This is a genomic window from Streptomyces sp. GD-15H, assembly GCF_045291515.1.
Lineage (GTDB): Bacteria > Actinomycetota > Actinomycetes > Streptomycetales > Streptomycetaceae > Streptomyces.
In genome coordinates this window covers 6,628,162-6,649,909 of sequence record NZ_CP149447.1, presented here as the reverse complement: position 1 = coordinate 6,649,909, position 21,748 = coordinate 6,628,162, and the positions used below count along the sequence as shown (strand labels likewise).

17 protein-coding genes and 1 riboswitch are annotated in these 21,748 nt (G+C 72.5%); of the genes, 11 read left to right on the top strand and 6 right to left on the bottom strand.

Translation table 11 applies throughout. The annotated features are described in order from the left end of the window. Positions 1-83 precede the first annotated feature (83 nt). The gene (locus tag WJ438_RS31370; RefSeq protein WP_406728210.1) at positions 84-887 is read left to right on the top strand and encodes a nucleopolyhedrovirus P10 family protein; all 804 of its coding nucleotides are present in this window, start codon (positions 84-86) and stop codon (positions 885-887) included. A 46-nt stretch (positions 888-933) separates the two neighbouring features. Here the strand turns inward: WJ438_RS31370 and WJ438_RS31365 are convergent, their stop codons facing one another. From WJ438_RS31365 to WJ438_RS31355, 3 genes are all read right to left on the bottom strand, one after another. Beyond that, positions 934-1,737: an enoyl-CoA hydratase/isomerase family protein gene (locus WJ438_RS31365; protein ID WP_406728209.1), complete on the bottom strand. Its 804-nt coding sequence runs from the start codon at positions 1,735-1,737 to the stop codon at positions 934-936. A gap of 151 nt (positions 1,738-1,888) precedes the next feature. Next, a complete protein-coding gene (locus tag WJ438_RS31360) occupies positions 1,889-2,110 on the bottom strand; it encodes a helix-turn-helix domain-containing protein (RefSeq protein ID WP_029385158.1) in 222 nt (73 codons plus the stop codon). A gap of 397 nt (positions 2,111-2,507) precedes the next feature. Further along, positions 2,508-4,106 (bottom strand): ABC-F family ATP-binding cassette domain-containing protein, encoded by a 1,599-nt coding sequence (locus tag WJ438_RS31355; protein WP_406728208.1) that lies wholly within the window; start codon positions 4,104-4,106, stop codon positions 2,508-2,510. A gap of 286 nt (positions 4,107-4,392) precedes the next feature. On the opposite strand from WJ438_RS31355, the gene WJ438_RS31350 reads away from it, so the two are divergent. After that, positions 4,393-4,806: a VOC family protein gene (locus WJ438_RS31350; RefSeq protein ID WP_406728207.1), complete on the top strand. Its 414-nt coding sequence runs from the start codon at positions 4,393-4,395 to the stop codon at positions 4,804-4,806. Between the two features lie 121 nt (positions 4,807-4,927). Here WJ438_RS31350 and WJ438_RS31345 read toward each other — a convergent pair whose 3' ends face one another. The 3 genes from WJ438_RS31345 to WJ438_RS31335 all read right to left on the bottom strand — a co-directional run bounded on the left by WJ438_RS31345 (position 4,928) and on the right by WJ438_RS31335 (position 8,464). Next, on the bottom strand, positions 4,928-6,385 hold the full coding sequence (locus tag WJ438_RS31345; protein ID WP_406728206.1) for a hypothetical protein: 1,458 nt from the start codon (positions 6,383-6,385) through the stop codon (positions 4,928-4,930). Positions 6,386-6,607: 222 nt separating this feature from the next. Then, complete coding sequence (locus WJ438_RS31340; RefSeq protein WP_406728205.1) at positions 6,608-7,735, bottom strand: alpha/beta hydrolase; 1,128 nt, start codon at positions 7,733-7,735, stop codon at positions 6,608-6,610. A 60-nt stretch (positions 7,736-7,795) separates the two neighbouring features. Next, complete coding sequence (locus WJ438_RS31335) at positions 7,796-8,464, bottom strand: class II aldolase/adducin family protein (RefSeq protein ID WP_406728204.1); 669 nt, start codon at positions 8,462-8,464, stop codon at positions 7,796-7,798. A 241-nt stretch (positions 8,465-8,705) separates the two neighbouring features. Between WJ438_RS31335 and WJ438_RS31330 the strand changes: the two genes are divergently transcribed. The 9 genes from WJ438_RS31330 to cobI all read left to right on the top strand — a co-directional run bounded on the left by WJ438_RS31330 (position 8,706) and on the right by cobI (position 21,726). After that, positions 8,706-9,935 carry an anion permease gene (locus WJ438_RS31330; protein ID WP_406728203.1) on the top strand — a complete coding sequence of 410 codons (1,230 nt, stop codon included), beginning with the start codon at positions 8,706-8,708 and terminating at the stop codon, positions 9,933-9,935. 43 nt (positions 9,936-9,978) lie between these two features. Beyond that, positions 9,979-10,200, top strand: a complete 222-nt coding sequence (locus tag WJ438_RS31325; protein ID WP_406728202.1) for a hypothetical protein — start codon at positions 9,979-9,981, stop codon at positions 10,198-10,200. Between the two features lie 131 nt (positions 10,201-10,331). Continuing rightward, positions 10,332-10,472: riboswitch (cobalamin riboswitch) on the top strand. 122 nt (positions 10,473-10,594) lie between these two features. Continuing rightward, positions 10,595-11,560, top strand: a complete 966-nt coding sequence (locus WJ438_RS31320) for a cobalamin biosynthesis protein (RefSeq protein ID WP_406728201.1) — start codon at positions 10,595-10,597, stop codon at positions 11,558-11,560. Further along, positions 11,557-13,092 carry a cobyric acid synthase gene (locus tag WJ438_RS31315; protein WP_406728200.1) on the top strand — a complete coding sequence of 512 codons (1,536 nt, stop codon included), beginning with the start codon at positions 11,557-11,559 and terminating at the stop codon, positions 13,090-13,092. The genes WJ438_RS31320 and WJ438_RS31315 overlap by 4 nt, the downstream gene beginning before the upstream one ends. Continuing rightward, positions 13,089-16,742, top strand: coding sequence for a cobaltochelatase subunit CobN (gene cobN, locus WJ438_RS31310; RefSeq protein WP_406728199.1), 3,654 nt, complete (start codon positions 13,089-13,091; stop codon positions 16,740-16,742). Before WJ438_RS31315 ends, cobN begins: the two co-directional genes overlap by 4 nt. Positions 16,743-16,911: 169 nt before the next feature. Further along, positions 16,912-18,921, top strand: coding sequence for a putative cobaltochelatase (locus WJ438_RS31305; protein WP_406728198.1), 2,010 nt, complete (start codon positions 16,912-16,914; stop codon positions 18,919-18,921). Further along, a complete protein-coding gene (gene cobO, locus WJ438_RS31300) occupies positions 18,921-19,520 on the top strand; it encodes a cob(I)yrinic acid a,c-diamide adenosyltransferase (RefSeq protein ID WP_406728197.1) in 600 nt (199 codons plus the stop codon). Before WJ438_RS31305 ends, cobO begins: the two co-directional genes overlap by 1 nt. Then, positions 19,514-20,974 (top strand): cobyrinate a,c-diamide synthase, encoded by a 1,461-nt coding sequence (locus tag WJ438_RS31295; protein WP_406728196.1) that lies wholly within the window; start codon positions 19,514-19,516, stop codon positions 20,972-20,974. Before cobO ends, WJ438_RS31295 begins: the two co-directional genes overlap by 7 nt. Continuing rightward, positions 20,971-21,726 (top strand): precorrin-2 C(20)-methyltransferase, encoded by a 756-nt coding sequence (gene cobI, locus WJ438_RS31290; protein ID WP_406728195.1) that lies wholly within the window; start codon positions 20,971-20,973, stop codon positions 21,724-21,726. Before WJ438_RS31295 ends, cobI begins: the two co-directional genes overlap by 4 nt. Positions 21,727-21,748: the final 22 nt, after the last annotated feature.

Here is a 21,748-nt window from a genome sequence, read left to right as displayed (position 1 = left end):
TACGTCCCTTCCGGTCGTCGTCCACGTGACCACCGTATGCGCGGTTGCGTGATAGCGCGCCAGGGATACGGCAAGCTGGAGGAATGACGGCAGACCGGTGGACTCGGACAGTGCGACAGCAGTTGGGGCTGGGCAGGATCCTCCCTCTGGGCGGACCGCGGGACGGCGCGTGGATCTCCGAAGCGGCCGCCGGGGACGCCCTGCGGCGCGCGGTGGAGCGGGACGAACCGGGCGTGCGCCTGGCCGGACTGCGTATCGCGCTCGCCGCCCCTCAGGACGCCGGGGAGCCGGTGGTGCCGCCCCCGCCGAGCGCCCTGCCACCGGGCGCGCTGCGGGTGACGGCCCGGTTCGCGGCCACGGCGGCAGAACCGCTGCCGGTGACGGCGGACCGTCTGCGGGCGGTGTTGTCGCGGGCCGCGGCGGAGCGGATCGGGCTGGTGGTGGCGGAGGTGGACCTGCGGGTGACCGAACTGCTGGACCCGGAGGCCGGGCCCCCACCGGGGTCGGCGGCAGGTGCGGGGTCGGCGGCCGACGTCCCGTCCGACGACCGGTCCGCCCGGTCCACGGGCGGGTCCGCGGAAGAATCGGCTGACGCCTCGCCGTTCGGCGCGCCGGAGCCCGGTGGCTCCGACGAAAGTCGGGTGGCCGCCGCGGCGCTCGCCGTCCCGGGAGTGTCCCGGCTGACGAGCCCCCTGGGCCGCCCGGTGCACCTGACGGCTCACCAGCCGCCCGGCGGACCCTCCATGACCCGCCGCCACGCACGCGTGGACCTCGCCGCCCTGGCGGACCACCGGACAGTGGACGTGGCCCGAGCGGTCCGCTCGGCCGTGTCGGCCGCCCTGCCGGATCATCCGACAGTGGCGGTACTGGTCACGGCGCTCGACTGACACCCCCAGCGCCTCACCGGTCCTTCCTCGGTGAGGCGCTGGTTGCTCACTCGCCGAGACCGGCCAGATCCCGCAGCCTGCGGCCCTGGGCCGCGCGCTCGGCGACCCGCTGCTCCTCGTACGTACGCTCCTGGGCACCGCTCAGGAGCGCCTTCGTCTCGATCACGGCGCTCCGGGGCGCGGCCAGCAGCGCCGCCGCGAGGTCCCGCGCCGCCGCGTCCAGCTCGTCGCCCGGCACCGCGAGGTTGGCCAGCCCGGTGCTCACGGCCTCCTCGGCCGTGACGAACCGCCCGGTCGCGCAGATCTCCAGCGCGCGGGCGTAACCGACGAGGCCGACCAGCGGATGCGTGCCGGTCAGGTCCGGTACCAGCCCCAGGCTGGTCTCGCGCATGGCGAACTGGACGTCGTCCGCGACGATCCGCAGGTCACAGGCGAGGGCCAGCTGGAAACCGGCCCCGATGGCGTGTCCCTGCACGGCCGCGATGGACACGAGGTCGCTGCGCCGCCACCAGGTGAACGCTTCCTGGTACTCGGCGATGGTCGCGTCGAGCTCGGCCTCGCCGCCGCGCGCGAGGTCGATGAACGAGGTTTCACCCTCGATTCCCTCGGGCGTGAGCATCTGCCGGTCGAGCCCGGCGGAGAAGGACTTGCCCTCACCCCGGAGCACCACGACCCGGACGGAGCCCGGCAGCAGCCGGCCCGCCTCGGTCAGCGCGCGCCACAGAGCGGGGCTCTGCGCGTTGCGCTTGGCCGGGTTGGTCAGCGTCACCGTGGCGATCGCGTCGTCGACGGTGAGCCGTACGCCGTCCTTGTCGAGTACCGGACCGAGGTCCTGGGCGGACGAAGCCATGGGGCGCCTCCGATGGGTGCGGTCGTCTTCCGCGCCGTACGACGGCGTCGAGCCGTCCTGCGGCACAGCTAAGTGACTGCACAGTAACCACCCGGCCGGTCAGTCGGCCGACCGGGTGGCCACCATCGTGGTCGAGGGGCGGCGCCCGGGATCAGGCCGAAGGGGCCTTCTTGCCCCGCGTCGCCCCGCCACGCCCTCGGAGCGTGACGCCCGACTCGCTGAGCATGCGGTGCACAAAGCCATACGAGCGGCCGGTCTCCTCGGCCAACGCCCGGATGCTCGCACCGGCGTCGTACTTCTTCTTCAGGTCTGCCGCGAGCTTGTCGCGCGCGGCGCCGGTCACCCGGCTGCCCTTCTTCAGAGTCTCGGCCACCCGTGCCTCCTCATGGGAAGTGCGCTCTGGTCTCCTCATGATCACCCCTCTTGGGCCCGATGGCCACCCATTCGGCAAGGTCCGTGCGACAAGGTTGTGACGACAGGAGCGCATCCCCACAAACGGAGTAAGAGATTCCACCGGGTGCCGACGACACCACCGAACGGGTTGTCCCGCGAAGTACCAGGTCAGAAAGACGTCGCGGCCGAGCCCCGGTGGATCAGGGGCTCGGCCGCGAAACACGTGGAGGACACACCTCGGTACGAGGAGATCTCACACGAATGATGGATCACCGATGAGCCGAATGATCCATACGCGGTGGGTCACGCCGGCGATCGTGTCAGCAGTCACTCCCGCGGTCACCCCTGCCCTCACTCGCGCGGCGGACCGAGACCGCTCAGGCGAGGGCGACGAGGTCCGCGTAGTCGGCGCCCCACAGGTCCTCGACGCCGTCCGGCAGCAGGATGATCCGCTCCGGCTGGAGCGCCTCGACGGCGCCCTCGTCGTGCGTGACCAGAACGACGGCGCCCTTGTAGGTGCGCAGCGCGCCGAGGATCTCCTCGCGGCTTGCCGGGTCGAGGTTGTTGGTGGGCTCGTCGAGGAGGAGCACGTTCGCCGAGGAGACCACGAGGGTCGCGAGCGCGAGGCGGGTCTTCTCGCCGCCGGAGAGGACACCGGCGGGCTTGTCGACGTCGTCGCCGGAGAACAGGAACGAGCCGAGCACCTTGCGGACCTCGACGAGGTCCATGTCGGGCGCGGCGGAGCGCATGTTCTCCAGCACCGTGCGGTCCCGGTCGAGGGTCTCGTGCTCCTGGGCGTAGTAGCCGACCTTGAGTCCGTGGCCGGGCACGACCATGCCGGTGTCGGGCTGTTCCACTCCGGCCAGGAGGCGCAGCAGGGTGGTCTTGCCCGCACCGTTGAGACCGAGGATGACGACCCGGGAGCCCTTGTCGATGGCCAGGTCGACATCGGTGAAGATCTCGAGGGAGCCGTACGACTTCGAGAGGCCCTCGGCGGTCAGCGGGGTCTTCCCGCAGGGCGCGGGCTCGGGGAAGCGCAGCTTGGCGACCTTGTCCGACTGGCGGACGTCCTCGAGGCCGGACAGCAGGCGCTCCGCGCGGCGGGCCATGTTCTGCGCGGCGACCGTCTTGGTGGCCTTGGCGCGCATCTTGTCGGCCTGGGCGTTGAGGGCCGCGGCCTTCTTCTCGGCGTTCTGCCGCTCACGCCTGCGGCGCTTCTCGTCGGCCTCGCGCTGCTGCTGGTAGAGCTTCCAGCCCATGTTGTAGATGTCGATGGTGGAGCGGTTGGCGTCCAGGTAGAACACCTTGTTGACGACCGTCTCGACCAGGTCGACGTCGTGGGAGATGACGATGAAGCCGCCGCGGTAGGTCTTGAGGTAGTCGCGCAGCCAGACGATCGAGTCGGCGTCGAGGTGGTTGGTCGGCTCGTCGAGCAGCAGGGTGTCCGCGTCGGAGAACAGGATGCGGGCCAGTTCGACACGGCGGCGCTGACCGCCGGAGAGCGTGTGCAGCGGCTGGCCCAGGACCCGGTCGGGCAGGTTCAGCGCGGCGGCGATGGTGGCGGCCTCGGCCTCGGCGGAGTACCCGCCCTTAGTGAGGAACTCCGTCTCCTGGCGCTCGTACTGCCTGAGCGCCTTGTCACGGGTGGCTCCCTGGCCGTTCGCGATGCGCTGCTCGTTCTCGCGCATCTTGCGGATCAGGGCGTCCAGTCCGCGGGCGGAGAGGATGCGGTCGCGGGCGAGCACGTCGAGGTCGCCGGTGCGGGGGTCCTGGGGGAGGTAGCCGACCTCGCCGGAGCGGGTGACGTTGCCGGCGGCGGGGATGCCCTGGCCGGCGAGGACTTTGGTGAGCGTGGTCTTTCCGGCGCCGTTGCGGCCGACCAGGCCGATGCGGTCGCCCTTGGCGACGCGGAAGGTGGCGCTTTCGATGAGGACACGGGCACCGGCGCGCAGCTCGATGCCGGAGGCGGAGATCACGGGTCAGACTCCAGGGCGTTGGGGTCCCCTGCTCGAACGGAGCCCGGGGGAAGTCGGCGGTGGGCGGCTGAGGGCGTTCCCGCCGTCTAATGCACAAGGAGAATGGCCATGCGGGCCATTCTAACGGGGCCGCGCAACCACTTTCCCGGGGTGCGGGTGTTCGATGCCCGCGCCCGGCCGGGTCGCGGGGCGTTGTCGGTGGTCGGTGCCAGACTGCGCGGCAGGTCGAGTTTCCGGTGATTTTCCCGTCGCGGGACATCCGGCGGCGGGAGGTGAGGAGAGGACCATGGCAGGCACGGGTGGCAGGCGTCCGAGCATCTTCCCGACGCTGCTGTACGCGGACGCGAAGGCGGCGATCCGGCAGCTCACGGAAGCCTTCGGTTTCACGGAACTGTCGGTGTACGAGGGCGAGGACGGCTCGGTGATACACGCCGAACTGGTGCAGGGCAACGGCGCGGTGATGCTGGGGTCCAAGGGCCGCGGCGGCGTGTTCGACACGGCGATGAAGGGAGCGGGTCCGGCCGGGGTGTACATCGTCGTGGATGACGTCGACGCACACCACAGGCGGGCGGTGGAACAGGGCGCGGAGATCCTGATGCCTCCGACGGACCAGGACTACGGCTCGCGGGACTACACGGCCCGGGACATCGAGGGCAACATCTGGAGCTTCGGTACGTACGCGCCCGAGACCGGGGCCTGAGCCGGGGCCGCGCCTGAACCGGGCGGGGCCCAGGCGGCAGGGCCCGGGTCGGCGGGCCCGCGGGGCCGGGCGGGCGGTCCTGCGGGATCTCGCGGGGCCCTGCGGGACGGCGGTGGTGGTGTCAGCCTCCGGTGTGCACTTGGAAGGCCGCCCGGCGGACGGCTTTGGCCAGGGCCGGGTCGGGGTGCGCGGCGGCGAGCGCGACCAGTACCTGCACGGTGCGCGGGTGTCCGACCGCGCGCACCTCGTCCAGCAGCGCGGGGACGGTCGGCTGGACCGCGGACTCCAGGTGCCGTACCAGCAGCGGGGCCTCACCGTGGTCGGCGACCGCGGCGGCGGTGTCCACCCACAGCCAGGTGGCCTCGTCCCGGGTGAGGACCTCGTGGGCGTCCTCGGGGTCGGCGCCGTCGTGCTCGGCGAGCCACAGCAGGGCGTAGGGCCGCAGGGTCGGCTCGCCGAGCACGGCGCGGACCTCGGGTTCGGCGGGGGCGCCGACCGCCCGCAGCGCTTCGAAGGCGAGGCCGCGCAGCAGGGCGTCCTCGCCCCGGGCGGCGTCGAGCAGTTCGGTGACGGCGCCGGCGACCGGGCGGGCGGCGAGCCAGGCGCGGTACTCGGCGCGGGCCGCGTTGGGGCGCAGCTGGGCGCAGCCGCGGAGCATGTCCTCGGCGCCCTGCTCGATGTTCCCGGCGGGGCTCTGCGCGGCGACGCAGATCTGCTCCAGCTTGACCCAGACCGCCCAGCTGCCGAGCGGAGTGAGCGTGGCCTGCCCCTCGCCGTAGGTGAGGGCGCCCACCGCGGCGAGGGCGCGCAGGGCCCATTCGAGGAGCGGGGCGAGCGGGGCGTCGGCAGCACCCGGCTCGACCGGCGCGGGCCGGGCGGAGCGGAGTGCGGGCTCGGGCCCGGTATCGGATCCGGGGTGGGCGGTGTCGGCGGAGTGGGGCGCGTAGTCGACCTCGCAGCGCTCCGTGCGCAGTTCGGTGACCCGTTGCTGCAGGAGGTCGAGGAGCTGCGGCACGGGAACGGGCCCGGCCGAGAGCTGGAGGAAGGAGAGCACCTGCGGCATGGCCGAGACGACCTCGCCGACGGTGGCGGGTTCGTGGCCCTCGGGCTCCGGGTGGGCCAGCGACCAGGCGTCGAAGAGGGCGACCCAGCCCCGCAGCACGGCACTGTCGTCGCGGTTCCAGGCGCGCAGCCGCCAGCCGGGACGGGCCGTGTCGCCGTGCACCTCGACCAGACCGGCGAGCCGGGCCGTGTCCCAGTCGGCCCGGACCTGAGCCGGGGTCAGACCCAGCTCCCCGGCCGCCCATTCGGCGGTCGCGCCGGAGAGGGTGGCCTTGCCGGCGGCGGTGGCGCTGCCCCGGCCGGGGCCGAGGGCGGCGTCGGCCCAGCGCGCGACGCGGGCCGCGCCGGCCAGACCGGAGCGTGCCATTCTGGCCAGCTCCGCGGGGGCCGGTGTGCCTTCCGGAGGGCGCGGCGCGGGACGGCGCGAGCGCTGCTGGTTCATCGCCCTGGGGGCGGCGGCCAGGGGTCGCGGGCGGACAAGTCGAAGCCTGGAGTCGCGCGGGATACGGGACGTCACGGGTGCAGTCTTGCGGTTGACGGTCCGAAAACCCAAACGGAATGTCACGGGCGGCGACGGAGAGGGCCAACGCACCGGGTCGCGCGGGCGGTCGGAGGGCGGGAACGGGCCGGTGACACGGCCCCGAGCGGAATCTCCGGCGAGGACCCGCTGCACCGGCCGCCCGGCCGTCCGCCGGGGCGGCGAGGCGGGCACGGAGGTCACATGAAAGGGGCACGGAGGTCACATGAGGGGGGTGAGGAAGCGGCGCAGGGCCTCTTCGTAGGCATGCTGGTCGGCGTTCCACATGGCGCCGTGCGGAGCGTCCTCGACCGTGAGCAGGGTGACCGTGTTGGGCTGGGCGGCGGCCAGACGGCGGGAGGGCTGCCAGGGGGCCACCACGTCGCCGGGGCCGTGGACGATCAGGGTGGGGACGTCGACGTGTTCCGGCCCCGCGGTGCCGGGGTGGTGGTCGCCGTAGCGGCCGGTGCGGCCCTGGGCGGCGCGGACCGCCAGCGGCAACAGCGGGCCCGGGGTGCGGCGGGCGGCGGCGAGGGCGCGCAGGGTCGATTCCCAGCTGAGCACCGGGGAGTCGAGGACGAGCCCGGCGACGTGGTCGCGCAGGGTGGAGCGGGCTGCGGCGCGCAGCGCCATGGTCGCGCCGGTGGACCAGCCGAGGAGGACGACCTGCCGGGCACCGGCGTCCAGCGCGTGGCGGATCGCCGCGTCGAGGTCGCGCCACTCGGTCTCGCCGAGGTGGTTGAGGCCGTCGGGTGAGCGTGGTGCGCCCGGATCACCCCGGTAGGTGAGGGTGAGCACCGGGAAGTGGTGGCGGTGCAGGAACTCCATGACGTTCATGGGGTGTTCCCGGGTGGTGCCGAGGCCGTGCACCGCGAGTACCCAGGTCTCCCGGACGCCCGGCAGGAACCAGGCGGGGAGGGGGCCGAGTTCGCCGGGGACGTCGACGTCCGTGTGGTCCAGGCCCAGCGCGGTGCCCGGGTCGCCTATGTGCAGGTTCGGGGTGAGCCACACCCGGTCGCCGGGCCTCAGGGTGCCCCGCACGACGCGTTCGAGACGGCGCACGACGGTGTCGGCGGAGTCCGACATGCCTTCCAGGACGGGTCCGACGACCGCGTGGGAATCGTCACCGGTGAGGCCGTAGCGGCCGGGGCGCAGCGTGGCGAGGTGCCGGGTGAGACTGACCTGGCCGGCGGCGGTGCCGTGCACGGTGAGCCGGGGCTCGGTGGGCAGCGGTCTGCCCGGCGGCGCCTTGAGGGCGGCGTCGCTGGCGAGCCGCCAGGCCGCCACCGCGGCGGCTCCGGCCCCTATCACGGCGGTGACGGCAGCGGCCGTCGCTCTGGCAGTGCGCACGAACCCAGTGTCCCGGCGGACCGGCCACCCGGCCAGTGGGCGTCCGCCCGGGGTGCCGGCTCAGCCGCCCTGCCCGTAGCCCCGTAGGCGGTCCGCGACCTCCGCCAGCTGGTCGGCCGACAGGAGGGCCGGGGACCGACCCGGGACGGACGAGGCGGTCAGCCAGAGCCTGCACATCCATTCCAACTGGGCGGTGCGGTCGTAGGCCTGATCGAGGGTCGTGCCGTGGGTGAGGGTGCCGTGGTTCCTCAGGAGGCAGCCGGTGCGTCCGTCGAGGGCGCGCAGCATGTGCTCGGCCAGCTCGTCCGTGCCGTACGTCGCGTACGGGGCGACCCGGACGGGCCCGCCGAGCGCGGCGGCCATGTAGTGGACGAGCGGGAGTTCGTCGACGAGCGTGGAGACCGCCGTCGCGTGCACGGCGTGCGTGTGCACCACGGCATGGGCGCCGGTCGTGCGGTACACCGCGAGATGCATGGGCAGCTCGCTGGTCGGGACCAGGGTGCCGAGGACCTGTCGGCCGGTGAGGTCGACACCTGTCACGTCGTCCGGGGTCAGCCGGTCGTAGGGCACTCCCGACGGTGTGACCAGCACGGTCGAACCGACCCGCACCGAGACGTTGCCGGACGTGCCGACGACGAGCCCGTCGGAGACGGTCCGGCGGGCGGCCTCGACGAGGCCGGTCCAGGCACGCGCCTCCTCGTCACTCACGTCTCCTCGCTGCTCAGCCATGCCGCGATCCTGCCGGGTGACGAAGGTCTCTTCAACGGCTCCGCGATCGGCCGCGGACACCCGTCGACGGCGCACAGCCCTTCAGCCGCACCGCCGCGCGCGGGCCATGGTGGAGGTGCGGCCGTCCGATGGAGCGACCGCACCCATCACGGTCATCCCGATGCCCATCCCAGTTCATCTTCCGTTCACTCAGGTTACCTACGTTCAACGCGCCAATGACTTCGAACGATTGCCTGGGTAAATGGAAAGCTTCTCGCTGATCCTCGCGATTGTGGTGGTAACCGCACTCGCGTTCGATTTCACGAACGGTTTCCACGACACCGCGAACGCGATGGCGACAACCATTTCGACCGGTGCTCTCAAGCCCAAGGTCGCGGTGGCCATGTCCGCCGTGCTGAACCTGGTGGGCGCCTTCCTCTCCGTGGAGGTCGCCAACACGATCTCCAAAGGCCTCGTCGACGAGGCCGGCATCCGTCCCGAGGTCATCTTCGCCGCACTGGTCGGCGCGATCCTCTGGAACCTCCTGACCTGGCTGGTCGGTCTGCCGTCCAGTTCCTCGCACGCCCTGATGGGCGGCCTGATCGGTGCCACCGTCGCCTCGGCGGGCTTCGGCGCGGTACACGGTGACGTCCTGGTCACCAAGGTACTGATCCCCGCGATCGCCGCGCCGCTGGTCGCCGGCCTCGCCGCGATGCTCGCGACACGACTGACCTACCGCCTGGGCAAGAAGGCCGACGGCAAGGCGTCCGAGAAGGGCTACCGGGCGGGCCAGATCGCCTCCGCCGGCCTCGTCTCCCTGGCCCACGGCACCAACGACGCGCAGAAGACGATGGGCATCATCACCCTGGCCCTGATCGCCGGCGGCACCCTCGCCCCGGACTCCGACCCGCCCCTGTGGGTCATCGTGTCCGCGGGCGTCGCCATCGCGCTCGGCACCTACCTCGGCGGCTGGCGCATCATCCGCACGATGGGCAAGGGCCTGACGGACCTCCAGCCGCAGCAGGGCTTCGCCGCCCAGACCAGCGCCGCGACGGTCATCCTGGCCTCCTCCCACCTCGGTTTCTCCCTCTCCACCACGCACTCGGTCTCCGGTGCCGTGATGGGTGCGGGCCTGGGCCGCAAGGGCGGTGTCGTCCGCTGGTCGACGGCCACCCGGATGTTCGTCGCCTGGGGCCTGACGCTGCCGGCGGCGGCCCTGGTCGCGGCCATCGCCGAACTGGTCTGCCGAACCGGCAGCTGGGGCACCGCCATCGTCGCCGTCTTCCTGGTCGCCTCCAGCGCGGCGATCTGGAAGATCTCCCGGCGTGAGATCGTCGACCACACCAACGTCAACGACCACGACGACCCCGTCGAGGAGCCGGTCGGCGTGGTGACCGCCGCCATGGCCGCGGTGACCCCGCCCCCGGCGGGCACCGTGACCGAGGAGTTCTCGGCCACCATCCCGGCCCCGGCAGCCAAGACCACCGTCTGACCGCACCCCGGTACGAAGGAAGACACGAAGGAAGAAGAGCATCATGAAGATCGACTGGGCGGCCCTCGGTTCCGTCTTCGGCGTCAGCCTCGTGGTCACCGTGGCCCTGGTGGCCCTGTTCACCCTCGGCATCGTCGGCCTGTCCCGCCGTGAGCGTGCCACGGCCCAGGGCGAGTCCGCGGCCCTGGCGGTCGTCGGCGCCTACGCCTGCTTCGCGGCCTGCACGGCAGCGGTGGCGTACGGGATCTCTCTGATCATGGCCTGATTCCGGGTCGTCTCCGTCCGACGGGCGGTGCGGGGCTTCGCGCCCCGCACCGCCCGTTCGCGTTCCCCCACCGGAACCCCTCTGTGGGCCTCAGCACACTTCAGCCTCGCAGGTCAAAGGCAAGTTGACGGTTCTTCCGGACCGTGGTGGACTGCCGGATGCCAATACGGCGGCAGGAGAGGAAGCCGGTGAAAGTCCGGCGCGGTCCCGCCACTGTCACCGGGGTGCACACCCCGGGAGCCAGGAACTCTCACCGCCGGTCTCGTCGAACCAGGGCGTGGACACCCTGAGTGAGGACATATCGCCATGCCCGGCTGCCTGTTGAGGTTGACCAGCGACGCTCCGCCCCGGCTCGGGGCGACCACTTCCACCGGATCCCCCACCGGCTGAACCCGTGGGTACCGCTCGCGAGTTCGCGTACGGTGCCGCCGCCGGCCTCCTCGGCGACCTGCTCCTCGGTGATCCCCGCCGGGGACATCCGGTCGCCGCTTTCGGGCGGGCCGCGGCTGCCGTGGAACGGGTGCTGTGGCGGGACGACCGTGGCCGGGGCGCGTTGCACACCGCCGTCTGCGTCGGCGGGGCCCTCGCTCTGGGGAGCCTGGCCGCCCGGTGCGTACGGTCCTCCCCCGCCGCCTCGGTCGCCCTGACCGGCGCCGCCACCTGGGCCGTCGTCGGCGGGACGTCGCTGGCCCGGGAGGCCCGCACCGTCGAACGGGCCCTGGGGGCCGGGACCGCCGAGGGCATCGAGGCGGCGCGGGCACGGCTGCCGCACCTGTGCGGGCGGGACCCGCAGGCGCTGGACGCCGACGGGATCGCCCGCGCGGTGGTGGAGTCCGTCGCCGAGAACACCTCCGACGCCGTGGTGGGCGCCCTCGTGTGGGGCGCCGTCGCCGGTGTGCCGGGACTGCTCGGATTCCGGGCCGTCAACACCCTGGACGCCATGGTCGGCCACAAGTCCCCCCGCCACCTGCGCTACGGCTGGGCCTCCGCCCGCCTCGACGACGTCGCCGGGTGGCCCGGGGCGCGGCTGACCGCCGTACTCGCCGCGATCGCCGGGCCGGACCCGCGGGGAGCAGTCCGAGCGTGGCGCGCGGATGCCGCGAAGCACCCCAGCCCCAACGCCGGCCCCGTGGAGGCGTCCTTCGCGGGCGCGCTCGGCGTGCGGCTCGGCGGAACGCTGTCCTACGCCGGGCGGGTCGAGCACCGGCCCGTCCTCAACGGCGCCGGCCGGGCCGTGACCGTGGCGGACATCGACCGGGCGGTACGCCTCTCCCGCCGCGTGGGCTGGCTGGCGCTCGGCGCCGGTGCCGCCGCGCGGCTCGTCGGCACGCGGCTCGTCGGGAAGGGAAGTACGTCATGAGCGGTGGGGGTCTGCTGGTCGCCGGTACCACCTCGGACGCCGGCAAGAGCGTCGTGACCGCCGGGATCTGCCGGTGGCTGGCACGGCAAGACGTCAAGGTCGCGCCGTTCAAGGCGCAGAACATGTCGCTGAACTCGTTCGTGACGCGCGAGGGCGCCGAGATCGGGCGGGCGCAGGCCATGCAGGCCCAGGCCTGCCGGGTCGAACCGACCGCGCTGATGAACCCCGTGCTGCTCAAGCCGGGCGGCGAGCGGAGCAGCCAGGTCGTCCTGCTCGGCAGAGCGGTCGGGGAGCTGAGCGCGCGGGGCTACCACGGCGGGCGGCAACAGCAGTTGCTGGGCACGGTGCTGGACTGCCTCGCACAGTTGCGGAGCACGTATGACGCGGTGATCTGTGAGGGGGCCGGCAGCCCGGCCGAGATCAACCTGCGGCGCACCGACATCGTGAACATGGGGATCGCCAGGAACGCCGGACTCCCCGTCCTCGTCGTCGGCGACATCGACCGCGGCGGCGTCTTCGCCTCCTTCTTCGGCACCGTCGCCCTGCTCTCCCCCGAGGACCAGGCGCTGGTCGCCGGGTTCCTGGTGAACAAGTTCCGGGGCGACGTGACGCTGCTGGAGCCGGGCCTGGACATGCTGCACGACCTGACCGGGCGGCACACGTACGGCGTACTGCCCTTCCGGCACGGGCTCGGCATCGACGAGGAGGACGGGCTGGCAGTGTCCTTGCGCGGTGCCGTGCGGGAGTCGGCCGTCGCCCCACCGGTTGGCGAGGACGTGCTGCGGGTCGCCGTGTGCGCGGTGCCGCTGATGTCCAACTTCACGGACGTGGACGCGCTGGCCGCCGAACCGGGCGTCGTCGTGCGGTTCGTGGACCGGCCCGAGGAACTGGCCGACGCCGACCTCGTCGTACTGCCGGGGACCCGCGGAACCGTGCGGGCCCTGGAGTGGCTGCGCGAGCGGGGGCTGGCGGACGCCCTGGAACGGCGGGTGGCCGAGGGACGGCCCGTGCTGGGGATCTGCGGGGGGTACCAGATCCTCGGCGAGCACATCGAGGACGAGGTCGAGAGCCGCGCCGGGCACGTCGACGGGCTCGGCCTGCTGCCCGTGCGGGTGCGGTTCGCCCGGGAGAAGACCCTCACCCGGCCCGCCGGGGAGGCCCTCGGCGAGCGGGTCGAGGGGTACGAGATCCATCACGGGGTCGCCGACGTCATGGGAGGGGTGGCATTCCTCTCCGACGACAGTGGACACAGCCTGGACGGCTGCCGGGTCGGACAGACCTGGGGCACGCACTGGCACGGCTCACTGGAGTCCGACGGCTTCCGCCGGGCCTTTCTGCGCGAGGTGGCCGCCGCCACGGGGCGCCGTTTCGTACCGGCCCCCGACACCTCGTTCGCCGCGCTGCGCGAGGAGCAGCTCGACCGGCTCGGCGACCTGATCGAACAGCACGCGGACACGGACGCGCTCTGGCGGCTCATCGAGTCGGGCGCGCCGCAAGGACTGCCTTTCATTCCACCGGGAGCGCCCGCATGAGCACAGTGTTGTTGTTGTCGACCGCCGACACGGATCTGCTGGCGGCCCGCGCCGCCACCGGCGTCTCCTACCGGATCGGCAACCCGACCCGCGTGGACGTGGCGGCCGAACTGCCCGCGCTGCTGGACGGCGCGGACCTCGCCGTCGTCCGGCTGCTGGGCGGCAAACGCGCCTGGGAGGACGGGCTCGCGGCGCTCAGGGCGTCCGGTATCCCGACGGTGCTGCTGGGCGGGGAGGCCGTGCCGGACGCGGAGCTGATGGCCGAGTCGTCGGTGCCCGCGGGTGTCGTGTCGGAGGCGCTGAAGTACCTCGTCGAGGGCGGCCCCGACAACCTGGCCGAGCTGGCCCGGTTCCTGTCGGACACGGTGCTGCTGACCGGCGAGGGGTTCGAGGAGCCGCGGAAGATGCCGGAGTACGGCGTCCGCGGTTCGCGGCCCGTGCGGGAAGGCCGTCCGACGGTCGGCGTGCTTTTCTACCGGGCGCACGAACTGAGCGACAACACCGCCTTCGTGGACACGCTCTGCGACGCGATCGAGGCACACGGCGCCAACGCCCTGCCTGTGTACTGCGGTTCGCTGCGCGGCGCCGACCCCGGGCTGTACGAGATCCTCGGGCGGGCGGACACGCTGGTCGCCACGGTGCTGGCGTCCGGCGGCACGCACGCCTCGCAGGCGTCGGCGGGCGGAGACGAGGAGGCGTGGGACATCGGGGCGCTGGCCGATCTGAACGTGCCTGTGCTGCAAGGGCTTTGTCTCACGTCGTCGCGGGATGCCTGGGAGGAGTCCGACGCCGCGCTGTCCCCCATGGACGCGGCGATGCAGGTCGCCATTCCGGAGTTCGACGGGCGGCTGATCACGGTCCCGTTCTCCTTCAAGGAGCAGGGTCCGGACGAGGTACCGGTGTACGTCGCCGACCCGGAGCGGGCCGCGCGAGTGGCGGGGATCGCGGTGCGGCACGCCCGGCTGAAGCACCTGGACAACGCGGAGAAGAAACTCGCGCTGGTCTTCACCGCCTACCCGACCAAGCACTCCCGCGTCGGCAACGCGGTGGGGCTCGACACCCCCGCCTCGGCGGTGCGGGTGCTGGACGCGCTGCGGAACGCGGGGTACGGGGTGCATGGGTACCCCGACGACGGCGACGAGTTGATCCACCGGCTCATCGAGGCGGGCGGCCACGACGTGGAGTGGCTGACGGAGGACCAGCTGGCCGCCGCGCCCGCGCGGGTGCCGCTCGCGGACTACCGGGCCTGGTTCGAGAAGCTGGACCCGACGCTGCGGGACGCGATGACCGAGGCGTGGGGCGAGCCGCCGGGCTCGCTGTACGTCGACGGCGACGACATCGTGCTGGCCTCCCTCCAGTTCGGGAACGTCGTGGTCATGATCCAGCCGCCGCGCGGCTTCGGCGAGAACCCCATCGCCATCTACCACGACCCCGACATGCCGCCGTCGCACCACTACATGGCGGCCTACCGGTGGCTGGAGAACAGTTTCGGCGCCGACGCGGTCGTGCACATGGGCAAGCACGGCACCATGGAGTGGCTGCCCGGCAAGGGCCTCGGGCTGAGCGCGAACTGCGCGCCGGACGCCGTCCTCGGCGACCTCCCATTGATCTACCCGTTCATCGTCAACGACCCCGGTGAGGGCACCCAGGCCAAGCGGCGCGGGCACGCCACCGTCGTCGACCACCTGGTGCCGCCGATGGCGCGTGCCGACACGTACGGCGACCTGGCCAAGCTGGAGCAGCTCCTGGACGAGTACGCGCTCGTCTCCGACCTGGACCCGGAGAAGGCGCCGACGGTACGGGCGCAGATCTGGACCCTCGTCAAGGCCGCCGAACTGCACCACGACCTGCACGTGGACGACCAGCCGGACGACGACGACTTCGACTCGTTCGTCATGCACATCGACGGCTATCTGTGCGAGATCAAGGACGTGCAGATCCGCGACGGGCTGCACATCCTGGGCGGCGGCCCGGTCGGCGAGCCGCGCGTGAACCTCGTACTGGCGGTGCTGCGCGCCTCGCAGGTGTGGGGCGGCCGGGCGAACGCGCTGCCGGGGCTTCGGGCTTCGCTGGCCGAGCACTTCGGGCTGGTGGAGAAGGAACTGCTGGCCGAGCCGGGCGCCCCGCTGAAGGTGCCGGCGGAGCTGACGGAGCGGGTGGACGGTCCGGCGCGGTCGGCCTCCGACGCGATCGACCTGCTGGAGCAGCTGTGCCGGCGGATCGCGGAGGGCATGGAGGAGCGCGGCTGGGCGGTCGAGGAGAGCGCGCCGCTGGTGCGCGAGGTGCTGGGCGCCGAACTCCCTGACGCGGTGGCGGTGGTGGAGTTCGCCTGCACCGAGGTCGTCCCCCGGCTCGCCCGGACCACGGACGAGATCGGGCACATCCTGCGGGCGCTGGACGGCGGTTACGTCCCGGCGGGCCCGTCGGGTTCACCGACGCGCGGGCTGGTCAATGTGCTGCCGACCGGCCGGAACTTCTACTCCGTCGACCCCAAGGCGATCCCGTCCCGGCTGAGTTGGGAGGTCGGGCAGTCGCTGGCGGACTCTCTGGTGCAGCGGTATCTGCAGGACACGGGTGAGTACCCGAAGTCCGTCGGCCTGACGGTCTGGGGCACGTCCGCGATGCGCACCCAGGGCGACGACATCGCCGAGATCCTGGCGCTGCTGGGCTGCCGTCCGGTGTGGGACGACGCCTCGCGCCGGGTGACCGGCTTCGAGGTGGTCGGATTGGAGGAGCTGGGCCGGCCGCGCATCGACGTCACGGTCCGCATCTCCGGCTTCTTCCGGGACGCGTTCCCGCACGTCGTCGGGCTGATCGACGACGCGGTACGGGCGGTGGCGGAACTGGACGAGCCCGCCGAGCAGAACTACGTCCGCGCCCACGCCGACGAGGACACCGCCGAGCACGGCGACCGGCGCCGGGCCACGGCCCGCATCTTCGGCTCCAAGCCGGGCGCGTACGGTGCCGGTCTGCTGCCGCTGATCGACGCCCGCAACTGGCGCTCCGACGCGGACCTCGCCGAGGTGTACGCGGTCTGGGGCGGCTACGCCTACGGGCGCGGGCTCGACGGCCGGGCGGCGCGCGGTGACATGGAGACGGCGTTCCGGCGGATCGCGGTGGCGGCGAAGAATGTCGACACGCGTGAGCACGACCTCGTCGATGCGGACGATTATTTCCAGTACCACGGCGGCATGGTCGCCATGGTGCGGCACCTGACGGGCGCGAGCCCGGAGGCGTACGTCGGGGACTCGGCGACACCGGACCAGGTGAAGACGCGCACGCTGGGCGAGGAAACGCACCGCGTCTTCCGGGCGCGAGTGGTCAACCCCCGCTGGATGAGCGCCATGCGGAGGCACGGTTACAAGGGTGCTTTTGAGATGGCGGCGACCGTCGACTACCTCTTCGGCTACGACGCCACGGCCGGGGTCGTGGACGACTGGATGTACGAGAAGCTCAGCGCCGAGTACGTCTTCGACGCCGAGAACCGGGACTTCATGCGGAAGTCGAATCCCTGGGCCTTGAGAGGCATCACCGAACGCTTGCTGGAGGCCGCAGACCGAGGCCTCTGGGCGGAGCCGGACCAGGAGACCCTGGACCGGCTCCGGGCGACCTACCTCGAACTCGAGGGCGATCTGGAGGGCGACGAATGAGCGCCCTCCGAACCCCCGCGTCGGCGGGGAGCATCACGGCGAACTGCGTCCCCAACTGCTGGACCGCGGACCATCCCCGCATGCGCGGGGAGCAGACCTTGACCATGACATGGATGCGGCCCGATCTCGATCGACCCTGCGCCATGCCACCTGAAGGAGTGATCACTGCGTGAGCACGCCCTATCCCTTCACCGCCATCGTCGGTCAGAACGATCTCCGCATGGCGCTGCTCCTCAATGCGGTAAGCCCCGCGGTCGGTGGCGTGCTGGTGCGGGGCGAGAAAGGCACCGCCAAGTCCACCTCGGTGCGTGCTCTGTCAGCGCTCATGCCCTCGGTTGAGGTCGTCTCCGGGTGCCGTTTCTCGTGTCGTCCCGATTCCCCCGGCCTCGAGTGCCCGGACGGGCCGCACGAGTCGGGAGCGCTTGAGTCGCGGCCCGCCCGTATGGTCGAACTCCCTGTCGGTGCCTCCGAGGACCGGCTGGTCGGAGCGCTCGACATTGAGCGGGCGCTCGCTGAGGGCGTCAAGGCATTCGAGCCCGGTCTGCTCGCCGACGCGCACCGCGGGATCCTCTACGTCGACGAGGTCAATCTGCTCCACGACCATCTGGTCGACTTGTTGCTGGACGCCGCCGCCATGGGTGCCTCGTACGTCGAGAGGGAAGGCATCTCCGTGCGGCACGCCGCTCGCTTCCTGCTGGTCGGAACCATGAACCCGGAGGAGGGAGAGCTCAGACCCCAACTCCTCGATCGTTTCGGTCTGACCGTCGAGGTGGCTGCCTCCCGGGAGCCCGACCAGCGGGTGGAAGTCGTACGGCGGCGGCTCGCCTACGACGACGACCCGGCCGGTTTCGCCGCCCGCTGGGCCGACGAGGAGGCCGCCGTACGGGCGCGGATCGTGGCGGCGCGGGAGCTGCTGCCGTCGGTGCGGCTCGGTGACGGGGCGCTGCGGCAGATCGCGGCGACCTGTGCCGCCTTCGAGGTGGACGGTATGCGGGCCGACATCGTGATGGCCCGCACGGCGACCGCGCTGGCGGCCTGGGCGGGGCGCACCGACGTGCTTGCCGAGGACGTGCGGCAGGCCGCGCTGCTGGCACTGCCCCACCGCAGGCGTCGTTCGCCGTTCGACGCGCCCGGACTCGACGAGGACAAGCTCGACGAGACGCTGGAGGAGTTCGGCGGGCCTGGTGAGGACGGGGGCGAGGACGATCCCGACCCGGGACCGGACGGTGGCCCGGGCGGGCAGCCGGCACCCGATGAGGGCCCTCGGGGCGAGGGTGACACCGCTGCACGGCCCGAGGCTGGTGAGGGCGGGGAGCCTCAGGCGGGGCCCGGCGGCGGGGAGCAGTCCGCCGTACGGGCCGCGGAGCCGTTCCGGACGAAGGTGCTGAACGTGCCGGGCATCGGCCAGGGAGCCGCCGGGCGGCGTTCCCGCGCGCGGACCGAGCAGGGGCGGACCACCGGAGCGCGAAGGCCGCAGGGGGCGCTGACCAAGTTGCACCTCTCGGCGACCGTGCAGGCGGCGGCCCCGCATCAGCGGGTCCGGGGCCGGTCCGGGCCCGGGCTGGTGGTGCGGCGGGACGATCTGCGGCAGGCCACGCGTGAGGGGCGTGAGTCGAACCTCGTGCTGTTCGTCGTGGACGCCTCCGGGTCGATGGCGGCGCGGCAGCGGATGAGTGCCGTGAAGGGGGCTGTGCTCTCGCTGCTGCTGGACGCCTACCAGCGGCGGGACAAGGTGGGCCTGGTGACGTTCCGGGGTTCGGCGGCCGAGGTGGCGCTGCCGCCGACCTCGTCCGTGGACGCGGCGGCGTCCCGGCTGGAGTCGCTGCCGACGGGTGGGCGTACGCCGCTGGCGGCCGGGCTGCTCAGGGCGCACGACGTGCTGCGCGTGGAGCGGTTGCGGGACCCCGCGCGGCGGGCGCTGGTGGTCGTGGTGACGGACGGACGGGCCACCGGCGGCCCCGAACCGGTCGCCCTCGCCGGGCGCGCGGCGCGGCTGTTCGCCGCCGACGGAACCGCGTCCGTGGTCGTGGACTGCGAGGCGGGGCCGGTGCGGCTGGGGCTCGCCGGGCAGCTCGCGGGTGAGCTGGGCGGTACGGCGGTGACGCTGGACGAACTGCGGGCGGACTCGATCGCCGGGCTGGTCAGGGACGTACAGGGGACTTCGAGGAGGGCCGCGTAGTGCCGAAGGGGCAGCCGAGTGTCGTACCGGACGACGGACTGACGACACGTCAGCGGCGCAACCGGCCTCTGGTCGTCGTGCACACCGGCATCGGGAAGGGCAAGTCGACCGCCGCGTTCGGGCTGGCGCTGCGGGCCTGGAACCAGGGGTGGCCGATCGGGGTGTTCCAGTTCGTCAAGTCGGCGAAGTGGAAGGTCGGCGAGGAGAACGCGCTGCGGGTGCTCGGCGCCTCCGGCGAGGGCGGCAGCGTCAGGTGGCACAAGATGGGCGAGGGCTGGTCCTGGGTTCAGCGGGACTCGCAGATGGACAACGAGGAGAAGGCCCGCGAGGGCTGGGAGCAGGTCAAGCGCGACCTGGCCGCCGAGACGTACAAGCTGTACGTGCTCGACGAGTTCGCCTACCCGATGCACTGGGGGTGGATCGACACCGACGAGGTCGTGTCCGTGCTGCGCGAGCGTCCCGGGACCCAGCATGTGGTGATCACCGGGCGGAACGCGCCCGACAAGCTGGTGGACCTCGCCGACCTGGTGACCGACATGTCCAAGGTCAAGCACCCCATGGACGCCGGGCAGAAGGGGCAGAGGGGCATCGAGTGGTGACCTCCGTACCCCGGTTGGTGATTGCCGCGCCCTCTTCGGGCAGTGGCAAGACCACCGTCGCCACGGGGTTGATGGCCACGCTCACCGCGCGGGGGCTCGCGGTGTCCCCGCACAAGGTCGGGCCGGACTACATCGACCCCGGGTACCACGCGCTGGCCACCGGGCGCGTGGGGCGCAACCTGGACGCGTATCTGTGCGGGCCCGAATGGGTCGCGCCGCTGTTCCTGCACGGGGCGCGCGGGTGTGACATCGCGGTCGTCGAGGGCGTGATGGGGCTGTACGACGGGGCTGCGGGGGAAGGGGAGTTGGCGTCGACGGCCCACGTGGCGAAGCTGCTGCGGGCACCGGTCGTGCTGGTCGTGGACGCCTCGTCGCAGTCGCGGTCGGTGGCGGCGCTGGTGCACGGGTTCGTGACGTGGGATCCGGAGGTACGGGTCGGGGGCGTGATCCTGAACAAGGTCGCGTCGGACCGGCACGAGGTGTCGCTGCGGGAGGCACTCGACTCCGTCGGCGTGCCCGTGCTGGGTGTGCTGCGGCGGGCCGCCCAGGTCGACACGCCGTCGCGGCATCTGGGGTTGGTGCCGGTCGCCGAGCGGCGGGACGGGGCGGTGGACGCCGTCGGTGCGATGGCTGCCCAGGTGGCCGAGGGGTGTGACCTGGAGGCGTTGGTGGGGCTGGCGCGGGGGGCGGGGGTGTTGGCCTGTGCGGCTTGGGATGCGGCTGAGGCTCTTGTTTCTTCGCCCCCGCCGCCCCTCCCCCTTCCCGACTCCGGGGGCCTTGTCCCCAGAGCCCCGCTTCGGCCTGAACGGCCTCGTCCTCGAACTCCCCCCGAGGGGACACCCCCGGACGGGCTCGCAGTGATCGCCGTCGCCGGCGGGGCCGCATTCACGTTCTCCTATGCCGAGCATTCCGAACTCCTCACCGCCGCCGGGGCCGAGGTCGTCGTCTTCGATCCGTTGCGGGACGAGGAACTGCCCGACGGAACCCGCGGGTTGGTGATCGGTGGCGGATTTCCCGAGGTGTACGCCTCCGAGTTGTCGGCCAACGAGCCGCTGCGCAAGGCCGTTGCCGAACTGGCCCTGAGCGGTGCGCCGGTCGCCGCCGAGTGTGCCGGACTGCTGTACCTGTGCCGGGAGTTGGACGGTCTGCCCATGTGCGGGGTGCTGGACGCCTCCGCGCGGATGAGCGAGCGGCTCACCCTCGGTTACCGGGACGCCGTGGCCCTGTCCGACAGTGCGCTGGCCGGCGCCGGTACGCGGATGCGGGGGCACGAGTTCCATCGCACCGTCGTCGAGCCCGGCGCGGGGGACACGCCCGCGTGGGGTGTGCGGGTCCCTGAGCCGCGCGTCGAAGGCTTCGTACAGCGCGGTGTGCACGCGAGTTATCTGCACACGCACTGGGCGTCCGAGCCCGGTGTGGCCCGTCGGTTCGTGGAGAGGTGCCGGACGTCATGAGCGGCAGGAGCATGCTGACCGGGGTCGGGGTCGGCCCCGGAGATCCGGAACTGGTGACCGTCAAGGGGGTGAACGTCCTGCGCGCCGCCGATGTCGTCGTCGTCCCCGTGATGGCCGCGTCTGACGGAACAGATGTGGGCGAGCGCGGACGGGCCGAGGCGACCGTGCTGCACTACGTGCCCGAGGAGAAGGTCGTCCGGGTGGTGTTCGCGCTGAACGAGCGCACCGACCGGGCGCGGCGCGAGGCGGCCTGGGACGCGGCCGGTGAGCGGGTGGCCGGGTTGCTGCGGGATCGGGGCCATGTCGCGTTCGCGACCATCGGCGACCCCAACGTGTACTCGACGTTCACGTATCTCGCCCAGACCGTCGCGGAGTCGGTGCCGGGGACGGTGGTCGAGACCGTGCCCGGGATCACCGCGATGCAGGATCTGGCGGCGCGTTCCGGGGCCGTGCTCACCGAGGGGACCGAACCGCTCACCCTGGTGCCGGTGACCGCCGGGGCCGCCGTGCTCAAGGAGGCGCTGGCCGGGCCCGGCACGGTCGTCGCCTACAAGTTCGGGCGGCGGGCGGGCGAGGTGGCCGAAGCGCTGCGGGAGAGCGGGCGGCTCGGCGACGCGGTGTGGGGGTCGGCCCTCGGGCTGCCGGAGGAGTTCGTCCGGCCGGCCGCCGAGCTGGACGGGTCGCCCCTGCCCTACCTGTCGACGCTCATCGCGCCGCCCCGGCGTGACGGTGGGCGGGGCGGCAAGTTGTGAGCGGGCAGCCGGGCGACGGCAT